The 13,227-nt window shown below is 56.4% G+C and carries 8 protein-coding genes; 3 read left to right on the top strand and 5 right to left on the bottom strand.

Annotated features, from left to right (window positions below; genetic code table 11):
* The first annotated feature begins 42 nt into the window (after positions 1-42).
* Positions 43-480 carry a very short patch repair endonuclease gene (locus AC1RJ3_RS17855; protein ID WP_493079638.1) on the top strand — a complete coding sequence of 146 codons (438 nt, stop codon included), beginning with the start codon at positions 43-45 and terminating at the stop codon, positions 478-480.
* A 40-nt stretch (positions 481-520) separates the two neighbouring features.
* Here AC1RJ3_RS17855 and AC1RJ3_RS17850 read toward each other — a convergent pair whose 3' ends face one another.
* The 3 genes from AC1RJ3_RS17850 to AC1RJ3_RS17840 all read right to left on the bottom strand — a co-directional run bounded on the left by AC1RJ3_RS17850 (position 521) and on the right by AC1RJ3_RS17840 (position 8,767).
* On the bottom strand, positions 521-3,670 hold the full coding sequence (locus tag AC1RJ3_RS17850; protein WP_493079636.1) for a sacsin N-terminal ATP-binding-like domain-containing protein: 3,150 nt from the start codon (positions 3,668-3,670) through the stop codon (positions 521-523).
* Positions 3,667-7,242, bottom strand: a complete 3,576-nt coding sequence (locus AC1RJ3_RS17845) for a DEAD/DEAH box helicase (RefSeq protein WP_493079634.1) — start codon at positions 7,240-7,242, stop codon at positions 3,667-3,669. The genes AC1RJ3_RS17850 and AC1RJ3_RS17845 overlap by 4 nt, the downstream gene beginning before the upstream one ends.
* 535 nt (positions 7,243-7,777) lie before the next feature.
* A complete protein-coding gene (locus AC1RJ3_RS17840; protein WP_493079740.1) occupies positions 7,778-8,767 on the bottom strand; it encodes a PDDEXK nuclease domain-containing protein in 990 nt (329 codons plus the stop codon).
* A gap of 287 nt (positions 8,768-9,054) precedes the next feature.
* Between AC1RJ3_RS17840 and AC1RJ3_RS17835 the strand changes: the two genes are divergently transcribed.
* Both AC1RJ3_RS17835 and AC1RJ3_RS17830 read left to right on the top strand, forming a co-directional pair.
* The gene (locus AC1RJ3_RS17835) at positions 9,055-9,504 is read left to right on the top strand and encodes a DUF3828 domain-containing protein (protein WP_493079632.1); all 450 of its coding nucleotides are present in this window, start codon (positions 9,055-9,057) and stop codon (positions 9,502-9,504) included.
* Between the two features lie 138 nt (positions 9,505-9,642).
* Entirely contained in the window at positions 9,643-10,788 is a 1,146-nt protein-coding gene (locus AC1RJ3_RS17830; protein ID WP_493079630.1) for a Fic family protein, read from the top strand.
* On the opposite strand, the gene AC1RJ3_RS17825 is transcribed toward AC1RJ3_RS17830, so the two are convergent.
* A complete protein-coding gene (locus AC1RJ3_RS17825; protein WP_347928120.1) occupies positions 10,779-11,591 on the bottom strand; it encodes a YfaP family protein in 813 nt (270 codons plus the stop codon). The genes AC1RJ3_RS17830 and AC1RJ3_RS17825 overlap by 10 nt on opposite strands.
* A gap of 3 nt (positions 11,592-11,594) precedes the next feature.
* A complete protein-coding gene (locus AC1RJ3_RS17820; protein WP_493079628.1) occupies positions 11,595-13,226 on the bottom strand; it encodes a DUF2300 domain-containing protein in 1,632 nt (543 codons plus the stop codon).
* Position 13,227: the final 1 nt, after the last annotated feature.

Here is a 13,227-nt window from a genome sequence, read left to right as displayed (position 1 = left end):
TGCTAGGCCCTGCATCAGCAGGGCCTAGGCAGGAGGCCTGGAATGACCGATTTCCTTTCACCTGCAGAGCGCTCAGAAAGGATGTCACGCATAAGGAGCAAGGACACTCAGCCCGAACTTTCATTACGCAAGGTCCTCCATGGGCATGGCCTTCGTTACCGGCTGCATGCTACTAACTTGCCTGGAAAGCCGGATCTAGTGTTCCCACGATACAAGGCCGTAGTGTTCGTTCATGGATGCTTCTGGCACAACCACACTGGCTGCAAAACGGCAACGACTCCCAAGAGCAACACCACATTTTGGTTAGCGAAATTCGAGAAAAATGTCGCACGCGATGAGTTTGTAAGAGCGGAGTTAGAAGCAAGGGGATGGAGGGTATTCGTTGTCTGGGAGTGCGAACTAGCATCCATGGCAAAAGCCAATGCTACCGGTGAGCGACTATATACCTTAATCCGCCAGTCATCGGGGAATGGGGAATAAGGCATTGTTACATGCAACTGCCCTTCAACGTGCCCCTATCCTATTCCTCGCTCTCTTCCCAGTTCAGACACGCTTTAGCGTCGGCCAGATGCATCTCCGTGAAATAGAGAGTCGTCACGTAGCCGCCCAGGGCCACCTCGATTTCATTGCCAGCGGCCGTGGCCACGAGGTCGCCCATAGAGTTTCGCTGTGCGTTGGAGTATTGGTACGCGGCGGCGTGATTTGGGCAAAGTGCAAGGTATGCCTCACGGTAGCGCTTGGGTGAGTCAGCCACTAGCTCCACTGCCTCGAAGTAGTACTCCCCCGTGGGCAACTTGAACGGCAGTTCGCCCATACAGGCCTGGCAAATCATCTGCCCGTTGGAGTTAATGTACTGGTCTGCGAGGTAGACCTTTGCTGCAGACTTAGCCTCAGCTGCCCCCAATTGCACCGAGCGCTGCTGCTGCACAGAAGTCTTATCAGGCGTCTCTCTTGCCTCCTCCCCCACACGCTTCTGGCGAAGCTCAGGATTACGAACTGATCGTTCAGGAAGCTCGACTGGCTCCGGACTACCCTTTGAAGCCAAGTCCAAGATACGCTGCTGTTCTTCGATCGGAAGCTTGGTGAAGGCTTGCGCTCGATGTAATTCCTCTTCCGACTTGAACCCGAGCTCAACTCGGTGCGTAGCACGAATGGCATCGTCAGCAGTTCGCCTCTTGTCATCCGTCCCGAACCCAAGTGCTTCCAGCCACTTGAATCCGGTATCGACTGCGAAGCCTTTGGGCAAGCGAGCAGCAGTTGCAGCCCTTGGCTTGACGAAAGAACCGTCTGTCTGCGGGATCCATGCAAGATCCTTTAGCACACATACGAGCTGCGAGTCTGCATAGCGGGAACCACCCTTATCAGTTAACTGGTAGCGCGCCTTGAGAATGGACGGCGATGCAGTATCGCTCCGACGTAGCGCCTGCCACACCAACAGCGCAGCCTCCGTTTTTTTCGAATTCAACAACAGCAAAGCCTCAGCTGTCAGGGCAAAGTCAAGGTTAATGGAGTTGCCTGAGCGGCGGGCTCCTGCTGCCTGCGACAGGTATATCCAGTTAGGGTTGTTCCTACAACTGGCTATCGTGCAGAGCTCGTCAAACTCTTTCTGGCAGCCAACTTGCGCGGCAAAGCGTGAAATATTTTCTGCGGGAATACCACAAGACAAGTACCATGAGTCCAGCGGCCAGCGCTTTTGCTTCTGGTCGACGGTCAATTCGTAGAATATTTTGAGTTCTGTTCGCATGAATGGGGAGTCCAAGTAGACCTGGCTTGCCGTCACCCACTGCGCGGACAATGATGCAATCTTGAAGATGCGGGCCTTCGCAAATATACCCTTCAGAAGCGGGTTTTTCTCCAAGAGGGCAATCATCCTCTCGAGGTCCTCAAGGTAGGCCTTATCGCTCGGAGGTGATGTACTCTCCTGATACCGAGACCATAGTAACCGGATCATCTCGTCGACCTCATTGGGTTCACGAACGCCAATTCGCTCCAAGAACAGCCTTGCATCCTGCTGCTTTGCCTTCAGGATCCCAGTCGTAAGAATGCGGTCGTCCACCCGATAATACGGGTCAGTTTCGCTGACTGGCCCCGTCTGAAAGTAAGCGATGGAACCAGTCCCCCAATTTCCTGACGTGAGCTTGACGAAATAGACATCTCGCAGACTGCCATAGTCGCCCTGGGCTTCGCAGTGCTTATGTAGCAACTCGTACAACGATTGAAGCCATTCAAATGACTTTGTCTCGAGCCAGCTAAGGACACTCGGACTCAGCTCGAACTCATCCCAGGAATAGTTGCTCTTTCGAGCCTTGGACTCGAAGAATTTCTTGAGATCCTCGGTATCCACGCTCGGTATTCCCAGGCTTGCCAGGAGCCTATCTTGATTGCTGTTCCTCTGCGTAGCACCAATTGCCCAATCTGGCTCGTCTCTACGCTCGGTCACAAACGCCAAGTCCTCTGCAGGCAGGAGCGACTTGAGCGACGCACGCGCCTGACATAGGCGCGCCGCCGGAGCGAAGCCTCCCCCATATGTTGGCACCAGTGGAGTCTTACGCATCTCCTCTAGGACCGCTTTGCGTATGACCTGATAACGTTCCGGAAGTGGGTCATCGTTGTTTGGGAGCACGGCTAGGAACTCACCCGTCAGGAGGCCGACTTCCTTGACTTTGTGCAAGGCCTTCGCAGTAACAACTGCCAGTTGGTCGAAGAGAGGAAGGTTCTCCGGAGAATTTTTGATGCTGGCTCGGCTCAGTTCGGGGACAAAGGGCCCATGTAAGTGGAATCGCAGTCCGGATGTCTCTTTTTCAGCAGGGAAGAAAACTGATACCTTGCCCTTTATTGCGGGGATGATCTTAACCTGCTCAGCAAGCGGCTTGCTCTTGTCGAAGGAATTTGTATCGCTGGTCAATGCGAGCTCGAATGCAACTATTACTTTCTGGCGCTCAACTCCGTCAACAGGTGCAGAGAAGCGAGTAAGGTCCTGCACTGGAGCGCTGAAACGTAGCCAGTGCAAACTGAGGACCTCCTTGCCATCGACAAGTTTAAGCACCTCGACATGCGATTCCGAGTGTTCCTCGCGAAGAACCGCACCTTCTTGGGCTCCGACTTTCCACTTGATGTATCGAAGGTTGTTGAGAAACAGAAGAGTCGTCTCGGAGAGCTGCTCGAGGCCAGCCTTGACCTCGGCATACGCGATCTCGACATCCTTCTTGGGGTTGTTGAACGGAAACTCGAAGCGTGTCCGCTCACCCAAGCCCCGCTTGGGAGGAACTTGTTGAGGGAGAACCAGCTTCAAAATCTTGAAGCTGTAGTCCTTGGAGTAGACGACAGGGGAATCCGTGTATACAAACACTGACTTGAACCCAACCCCAAACTTGCCAATCTTATCGGGACTATCCTTCTTGCTGCTATTGAAGATCCCGGTGATGCCGCGAATGTCTTGCTCGTTGAAGTGGCGAGTTCCGTTGTGTTCGAACGCACAGGAATGAGGTAACAGTTCAAACGAAACCTCAGAGGCCCCAGCATCCTCAGCGTTTTGTAGGAGCTCGTAAATGAAGTGGGCTTCGTCGGGGTAGAAGTCCTCAAAGATGCGAAGGTTGATATCGCCTTCGTTGGCATCTAGGCCATCGAGCAGCTTCTTACGTTGACTTGCGATTGTCTGAATGACGCTCATACCGGTCTCCGCACTTCCAGAATACCGAACACAGTTGGTGTGGCTCGGATGTCGCCACTTTCGGCTGCCCGACGTAAGGCGGCGATGCGTATGTCAAAGTCGACTTGCGCGCGCTCTAGCTCTGCCTGCCTCATCACACGAATTTTGTCGTTCGTGGCACGTCCTATCTGTTCTTCCAGCAAGGCCTTGCGAGCGGTAAAGCTGGCCGTCAGGCTCTGAATTCGAACACCAACAAGCTGTCGATTGTCTTCGGAATGCTGTGTCGACTTTGCCAGCCACAGCTGGTGATGGACGCCATCCAGGCCATCCCAGACTTGCTGCGATAGCACCTCAACGCTAGGCGCGTCAGTTGCCCCTTGAAGTAACTCCAGAAGTGCCTCTGCGATGGATGCTTCAGCAGCCACAGGCACCAGTTCTTCATCGTGCTTCACGCCCTGCCTATACCAGCGGTAAAGCGCAAATGGATGCGTGCCAACAGGCAAAGTCTCGTGCATAACCGAAACCTTGACGATGACCACCTCCGCCTCTTTGAGGAAGGCCGCCGCTTGGCGGAGCAACGGGTGCCCAAGGGAGAGAAGTACCGCTGATGGATTTTCTACAGCACATTCCTGCTCGAACGTGGCTTGCAGCGTTGGCACAGAGCCTTTGAGCCACCTCTCCCATCCTCGATGCATCGGGTCTGTTGAACGTGGAAGCTTGCGGAAGTCCTCGAGCAACGTAGCGCGGGCCTCTTGGCTGAGACGCAAGGTTTTCAGTGGTTTGTCCCCAAGTAGGAAATCCTGCTCTTTGCCAAGACGTCGGCCTAGATAGGATGCCACCGCACGGCTAAGCGCATGAGGTTCAAGCCAATGGTTTCGGGACTGCGCCAGACGCTGTTCCCAGCTCGCCGCAGCGATATTGAGTCCGAATAGCTCACCCTGACGCTCTTCGAGGCGCTGCTCTTCCTCGATTTGTCGAATCTTATTGTCGGACAGCTGCTGAAGTCGTTGGGCCCGTTCCTCTTCGCTGAGGCTGAAGGTCTCGGCGATGCTGTGAAGCTCTCGCGTGATGTCCCCCAGGATTTCCTCATTGCCGCCAATGGCATGCTGGAACACTCCGATGCGAGATAGGCAGCGGTCATAAATTTCCGCATCAATGGTCCCAGGAGTGACCAGGTTGAAGATGCCCACCGCATCGCTTTGCTGCCCATAGCGGTCGATACGGCCAATGCGTTGCTCGATTCGCATCGGGTTCCACGGCAGATCGAAGTTGATGAGGCAGTCGCAGAACTGGAAGTCCAAACCTTCACAACCGACCTCCGAGGATAAGAGCACATCGATTGCGTCTTCATCTTCCTTCGGCAAAGAGAAACGGTAGCGCAGCGACGCACGGTTTTCATCGGAGATGCCACCGTGCACTAGACCAAAGCGGATGTTGGCCGCCTTCAGCTTGCGAACGAGATAGTGAAGGGTGTGTCTGAAGGTACTGAAGACCAAGACCTTGTTACGTGGCATGGCCAGTTTGTCAGTGACCACCTTCATGAAGGCTTCTGCCTTCGGGTCCTTCGGATCCAGACACTTGGCCCGCTCAACAAGCGACTCGATGTCCTCGGTAATTTGGCCCACGAAGTCGAAGGACCGCTCTTCAACGTCTTCACCATCGTCCTCGGCTTCAAGACGGGCGAGCTTGCCCAAAAGGATGTCCTCGAGAGCTGGAGCCAAGCCATATAAGCTGCTCGCAGCTTGTCGGCTGATCGTTGTCATCATGAATTTGACGTTCTGATTGCCATGCAGTCGAGCAAGAATTCGGGCGATGACGGAAAGCAGGTCGTCATGAAGAGCCCTTTGGTTAGGCGTGAACTCGGTGGTAACCGTCTCAGCCTTTCGGGTCGTGAACTCACCGATGTCACGGCGCCTGGTTCGATTGATAAGCGAACTAAAAGTGTAGAGTTCTTCCAGGGCCTGGATGGTCTTAATGCGAGCAGCGCCGTCCTCAGCCCCTTCGGCTAGCCCATCATAGATGTGCTGGAACCCCGGGCTCACCGCGAGCACCTCGCGCCCCCAAGTAGTGCTGGCAACGCTACGAAGTTGCTCCCGCACTTCCTCTGTCCAGCCTGACCTTCCCCGACGGCAGGCCTGAATGCCGGTGTTGATAAACTGGTTAGGCTCAGCCATCTGGTTGAAGCTTGCCGGATCAATGATGACGTCGGGGCGCAGAACGTTGAGCAGCGTGTAGAGGTCTTGACGACCAAGTTGCACCGGGGTAGCCGAAAGAAATACCACCGCCTCCGCATTATCCGCAAAGTAGCGCACTGCTTGGTGCAGAAACGTATCTGCATTGCGGATGTGATGCGCTTCATCAACGATAACTAGGTCGAACTTCGGTGAGGGATCTAGCTCAAGCAGACCAAGGTCTCGCGACTTCCCCTTACCCGGCTTGCCAAAGAGCAAATCGCCATCGAACAGTGAGGTCGGAAGAATGGCTTTCTCGTATTGGGCAGGCCACTCACCACTGAGGTGTGTTTCCTTAATACAGTGGCGGAGCAGTGAACCGTCGAACGCGACGAAGTGCTCATCAAAGCGCTTCATTTCCAGTTCCCACTTGCGCTCCGCTACAAGGGCTTTTGGGCAGATGATGAGGACGGACTTGATATCACTACGGGCCTGCAACTCCTTGAGGATGAGCCCAGCCTCGATTGTCTTACCCACACCAACTTCGTCTGCAACAAGCAGGCGTGGCCGATCTGCTCGAATGAGCTTGAATATCGGTCGGTACTGGTACGGAACAAACCGAACACGGCCGGAATTCAATGAGTAGAGTGCAGAGGCCGACGGCGAGGATAGTTGCACTGCACTGAGCATTGCGGAGAGCTCGGTCGCGGTCAGGACCTTATGGCTTTCAGTTGGCTCATCCAATGCTTGGAGCTGGCTTTCATAGTAAATCTGCCTCGCACCATTCTCGAAGACCCGGTAGCGGGTCTCTGCCTCTACGCTCGGAAGCACCTCCAAAACGGGGAACACGGCGCTTGGATTCGAGCGCAAGCAGAGTAGCTCTCCAACTGAAAACTTTTGTGCCGATTTTGGCGCGGGCGCGGGGCTCTCTGCAGGTAGGACGGCCTGGGCAGAGCCCTGTGTTGACGCTGCTGGCACTTGAATTTGCGATGCCATCCTGGCCAGAGTAGCTTGCTTGAACTCTTCGACTCGGTTTAGAAGAGCATCACCAGCATTAATGACGTAAAGGAACCGCTTCAGAGTATCGGCGTCTCGATAAGCGTCCGTGGAGTTCAAGCCACCTGCAGGAGCATGAGCCCACCGATTGCGAACGCTTTGCATCTCCTTGACCCAATTTCTCGCCTCTCTCGGGAGTGGCTCGGCCCCTGCCAATTCGGTCCAGTTCTGATCAAGCACGCGAAGGATAGCGGCTAAGTCAAGCCCCGTGAGAGACTGGATGCGTTTCTCCTCGACGAGTCGTTGCTGCTGAAAGGTCAAACGGTTAAAGACATTGTCGACCCACCACTTCGGGCTTAGCGAAGGAAGTTTTGTCTCCAGCCAAAGTGCTATCACCGCTCCCGATGCATGCAGCAACTCGTTCATTCCAATTCCTCAGAAAACGTTGTCGTTGGTATCCAACGGTAGCCTAGTGGCAGGCAACCGCTACAATGTTACGTGAACAACGTTTGGCAGCTTCGGCTCAGGCACAACTGATTGAGATGCCTCTTTCGGCAAAGCTGAGCCGGTTGACACCACGATTGGGGGGGGGCTAGGCCGGTCCGAGAAACATCGCTGATACGTCTGATTCGACGGTCATGAAAAGATCACCGCTTAAAATAGGTGGACACCATCGCCCTAAGCAGTGGGATCAGGAAGGCGTGTTGTCCGGACGCTTACGGCCGGTCCTAACTCTCACCTTCTTTCCCCTGTCCGAGGCTTGCTGGGGCAGTCACCCGACTTGCCATTTTTTATGCCTCCAATGGAACAAATTTCAGGACAGAATCAGTCACGCACAAACGAGATGGGGGGACAAATGGGGGGACAAAATTTCAAGTGACCGCATACACCAGTAAAACAAGGCCATAAACCAACAATAACGCCGCCCACAAGCCGGCTTTTTAATGTCTGTTGGAAAGCTTCAGGACTCGCCACCATTAAGGGCATAGAACTCGTGCAGCTTGGCCTGTAACAACTTCTTGTCCGGCAATTGCGTCTGGTACTCCGAGATCAATGCCGGTGAAAGTGAACGGTTGAGAGCGTACTCGACCACCTCATTGTCCTTGCTGGCACACAGCAGTACACCAAGCGCCGGGTTTTCATGGGGTTTGCGGACATTGCGGTCCAGAGCCTCAAGGTAGAAGTCCAGTTTCCCCAGATACTCTGGCTCGAAGCGCCCGACCTTGAGTTCGATCGCCACCAGACAGTTCAGCCCACGATGGAAGAACAGCAGATCCAGGGCAAAGTCACGGTCACCGACCTGAAGCGGAAACTCTGAACCGACAAAGCAAAAGTCCCGTCCCAACTCAATCAAAAAGTCCCTCAACTGGCGCAGCAACCCTGTGTGCAGCTCGGCTTCGGTATGCCCTTGCACCAGACCGAGGAATTCGACCACATAGGCATCCTTGAACACACTCAACGCTTCAGGATGAGTTTGTCTCAGCACCGCTGAGACTTTTGCGGGCTGGGTAAGCGAACGCTCGAACAAGGCTGATTTGATCTGGCGCTCCAGCTCTCGACTTGACCATGTTTCCTGAATCGCCATACGCAGGTAAAACTCGCGCTCTTCAGACTGCTTGCTCTGACTGAGAATTATCAGATTATGGCTCCAGGGTAATTGTGTCAGCAGTGCTGACACTTTCTCTTTAGCACGGTAAACCTCGTAAAACTGCCGCATCCGAAACAAATTACGACGGGTAAAACCACGCAATCCCGGCTGAGTCAAAGCAAGATGTTCCGCCAACTGGCTGACCACACCATCGCCCCATTCTGCGGCTTCGATCTTGCGGCTGATATATGCCCCTACCCGCCAATACAACTCGATCAACTCGGTATTGACCGCCTGCACCGCCCTCTGGCGAGCGGTAACAATTAGTTGTGTGATTTCATTAAAGCTTGCATCAGGGGACAACGAGGTGGAGGTGAGATCATTCACGTAAGGGCATTCCTGTTCTATAGGCGACGCCCTTGAGTACTCCCGACCTTGAGAAAATAAAAATCACAAAGTGTGTCGACGTAAGACGGTCTCACGGATAACCAGAATCTTGCGGTTCGGTGGACGTGGACCATTCCCGCGCCACTCCATAAGCCATCCATTGACTGCCCTTCCCCAAAGCGCTCAACCTATCCGGCGCCTGAACGGGCTCGGCGGATGCCCCACGCCTCGCCCAATCCCAACGAGTCTGTAAGGACACAACCATGAGAAAGTGGCTTTCCCTGCTGTTCGCCGCAGCGGTTTTTCATCCCCCTGTTGCCTTCGCCGACTGCGCCAGCTCCCCCAAGCCCGTGGCCGAAGCTTTCTATAACGGGTACCTGCAAAGCTTCAGCGCTGGAAAAGATCCGTTGACCGAAGATGTTGCGCAGATGAAGCAGTACGTTTCGGACGAGCTGATCGACAAGATCAAAAAGCAGATGACCAGCCCGGATGGGCTCGAAGAGGACTATTTCATCAAGGCTCAAGACTACATGGAAGAATGGCTCACCCACATCAAGGTCAGTGAGCCACTCGTGCAGGGAGCCTCAGCCAGGGAGCAGGTGACACTGGGCAATACGCCCGATACAACCCAGATCGTTGATGTGTTGCTGGTCAAGAACAATGGCTGCTGGAAGATCAATGACGTGCTGTCCACAGCGGATCAGAGTGATTGAGTGATGGCCGATCGTTTCTTCTGAATCGCCAGGCGCACTGACGATCTACTGGACGGTGAGCCGAATAGCTCACACAATCGGCTCATCAAATGAGCCGAATAACCTCCTTATTCGGCTCACACTCAAGAGCCCTTCCCCATGGACCATCCTTGCTGGATCTGGCAACAGCCCGATTGGCCGCACTTTCACTGGCAGTCCGAGCGCTTGTCGCCGCTGTTGCGCGAGTGCGTGCTGGCGCAAGGTCGCTTGCTGGGGATGTCCAGTTATGTGGGGGCGGAACTGACCGCACAAAGTGAGCTGGATTCGTTACTTCAGAACATCGTGACCTCATCCGCCATCGAAGGCGAACAGCTTAATGTGGGTTCGGTCCGCTCTTCACTGGCCCGACGTCTGGGCCTGGAAGACGTCGGCGACAGTCGCGTGAGCAAGCGCAGTGAAGGGTTGGCGGAGTTGATGCTGGATGCCACCCAGCATTTCGCCGAGCCGCTGAACCTTGAACGCCTGCTGCGCTGGCATGAGTGGTTGTTCCCTGCTCAGGAAGAAGACTTCAATGCACGCAATATCCGTGTCGGCGCCTTGCGTGGAGATGAGCCGATGCAGGTGGTTTCCGGTCGCCTGGATAAGCCGACCGTTCATTTCGAGGCCCCTGCGCGGGACGGCTTGGAGCAGCAGTTGGATGCCTTCCTCGACTGGTTCGAAACCAGCCGCACCAAGACACAACTCGATCCATTGCTCCGTGCCGGCATCGCGCACTTCTGGTTTGTGACCCTCCATCCGTTCGACGATGGCAACGGGCGTTTGACCCGTGCCCTCACTGACTTGGCGCTCGCTCAAGGCGAAAACCAGGTCATCCGTTTCTACGCCATGTCCGCCAGTATCCTGGATGATCGCAGCGGTTATTACCGGATGCTGGAGACCTCTCAGAAAGCCACGCTTGATATCACCGAGTGGCTGGAGTGGTTTCTGCAAACACTATTGCGCAGCCTTCAACAGGCTATGGTTCGTATCGACCGCGTGCTCGGCAAAGCGCGTTTCTGGCAACAGCATCGAGAACATCCGCTGTCTTCAGAACAAGTCAAAGTACTCAATCGCTTGCTCGATGGCGGCGAGAACGGCTTTGAGAACGGCATCAGCGCTGCCCAGTATCAAGCCGTGGCAAAAGTATCCAAAGCCACCGCAACCCGACACTTGACGGAGTTGCTGGAGAAAGGCTGCCTGATGCGTTTGCCAGGGGGCGGTCGTAGTACTCGGTATCAGATCAGCTACCCTCCCCCTCACGGATAACTAAACGCCCGAACCAGCGTCAACTCCCCCACCGCCCGCATCGGCACGACAAACGTCTGCATCTTCTCGTCAGGCGTTCCCTCTTCTGTAATCACCGTCACCTGCGCTGTCGTCAGCGGCTGCACAGCATTCTCCTGGCCCTCCTCGCCACTGCGATAGCCGCCTCCAAAGTAATTCAGATACACCAGGTATTGCCCCTTGATCGGCGCCGGCATGGAAAAAATCTCCGGCCCGTATCCGGTGGTGACGTCGACATCCAGCGCCGCGCCATTGGGCGCCACACGGTCGCCGTACCAGATGTGTGCGCCATCAGGGGTGATGAGGTGCAAATCCAGATCGGTGTTATCGCTGTCCCAGGACAGCAGGACCCGCAGTTTGGCCGGGGTCGCACCGCCGCTGAGGTGGAGGAATTGAGTGCGGTGGCGTTGCTGACCGTCGGGGCTGCGGACTTCGACGCTATTGCTGCCATTGGGGAATGAAAACGGGCGGTCGAAATGTCCGGCGGGGTCGAGTTTCAGCGGCATGCTGACGCCGTTGACGATGAGTTTTCCGGGCTCGTTGCGCTTGGGCGTGGCTTTGATTTGACCGCTAATGCGAGCGGTGTTGGCCTGGCCCACCGGGGTGTTGACCGAGGAAGCCGGGTAGTTGACGGTCTGACGGAAGTTTTCGCCTTCACCTTCGGCGGCACCGATGCGCCAGCCGCCGACAGGAGTGTCGAGTTTGACGGCATCGGCTGCCATCGCCATAGGCAATGCAGTCAAAGCGCAAAGGAACAGGATGACCTGTGGATAACGATGTTTCATGGCCTATTCCAGTAAAAGGTGGCGGGCAAGCCCTTCGATGTAGGTTTCGTCCTGGCCGTTGGGGTGCGCATCGAAGGCCAGGTGCAAGTATTCGTGAGTCAGGTCCAGGCGATCCTGTAGCGACAGCACGCCGCGCACGTAAATGCGCTGACGTTCGCGGTCGACATAAGGGTGACCGAAGGCGAGGCGGCAGACGGCGAAGGTGCTGACTTCGTTGTAGCCGACTTCGCTTTCAAGGCGTTGGCGCCAGCTGCGGCGCTGCTTCTGCAGCCAGTCTTGTGCGGCGGGCAGGGCCTCGCAGGAGGCGACGGGATTGTCCCAACGGCTGAGGCTCGCGCGCGGGTAGGCGTGAAGCAGAATCGCGTCGTAGCGCTGGCCGGCACTGGCTTGTTCGACGGCTTGCTGCCAGGAGAGTTTGTCTGTGCCGGTCTGATCGGAGTGGTAAGTGACGGTGCTGCCGGCAAGCACCAGGTCGCTGGTCCAGGCGGCAATGTTGCGCGAGTCCGCCGCGGCCGGGCGCGGGGCGACGCGCTGACGACTGCTGCTGTCGTCGATGCTCAGGCAGTCACCGCTGCGGGTGGCATTTTGCAGCAGGTAGGTGCGGATCGCGACGGCCAGGGCTTTGGCCGCTTCGGCGGGCTCGGGCCTGGCTTCGCGCTGGAGGACGCGAGCGACGTATTCTTCGCGGTCCAGGCGCGCGACCAGCTTTTGTGAAGGGCCGTCCTTCAATAGAAACAGCTCGCCATCGCTGTGGATGTCGAGTTGGTTACCGTTGACGAACTCGACGCGGTAGTCGCCCTGCAAGGGGCCGGGGGGCGCCACGCGATCACCCGAGAGCACGCGTTGCAGTGGATAGCGGGAGAACAGGCTGACTTCGACGCATCGCCCCGCTTGCGCAGGCCAAGTGGACGGCAACACGCTGGACAGCGCCTCTGCGTAGTTACGCAGGACCTTCTGGCTGGTGCCCCGCCCGCCGGCCCAGATCGGTGTTCCGTCCGCCAGCCATCCGGCGAACCCGCCCTGACGCGACGATGGGTCCTGATCCCCCAGCCAACTCCAGGTTTTCACTCGCAGGCGGCCACCGAGTTCACCCACGGCGTTGCCATCAGCAGCGTTCAACACCACATCCAGCAACACTCGACGGGCCTGATCCTGCGCCGGCATCAGCGCCAGGGCCTTTAACAACTCAGCCACCGAAACCCGGGTTTGCGGCTGCAACGACGGCAAATCCAGCAACCACTCCGGCGCCTGACGCGCCTGCCAATATTCCCGCCAACCGGCGTCAGTAATACCCAACCGCTGCGGCTCGAAATACAGCCCGCAGGATTTCGCCAACGCCTGATCCCGCCCAATGCTCGCGCCAGCGGTGCAGCAATACACTTCTTCTTTCGACTGCCCGCGACACTCATAAACCGGCTCACGAGCGCCGGTATCGACCAGCCACCCGTAAACGAACAGCTTCCATACACTCCCCAGCGGCGTTTGCAGCGTCTGCGGCAACGGCTCGCGCGCCATCACCTGAGTCCGGCTCAACTGCAGCAACTCACCTTTCAAAGCCAGGCGCAGCGGCTCGTCCTGCGCCGTGGCCAGCGCAGGGAGCAGACACAGCAGCCACCAGACCAGAGGCCGGATCATG

Source organism: Pseudomonas sp. GW822-FHT04C11 (assembly GCF_058800905.1).
This window is presented reverse-complemented; position numbering and strand designations above follow the sequence as displayed.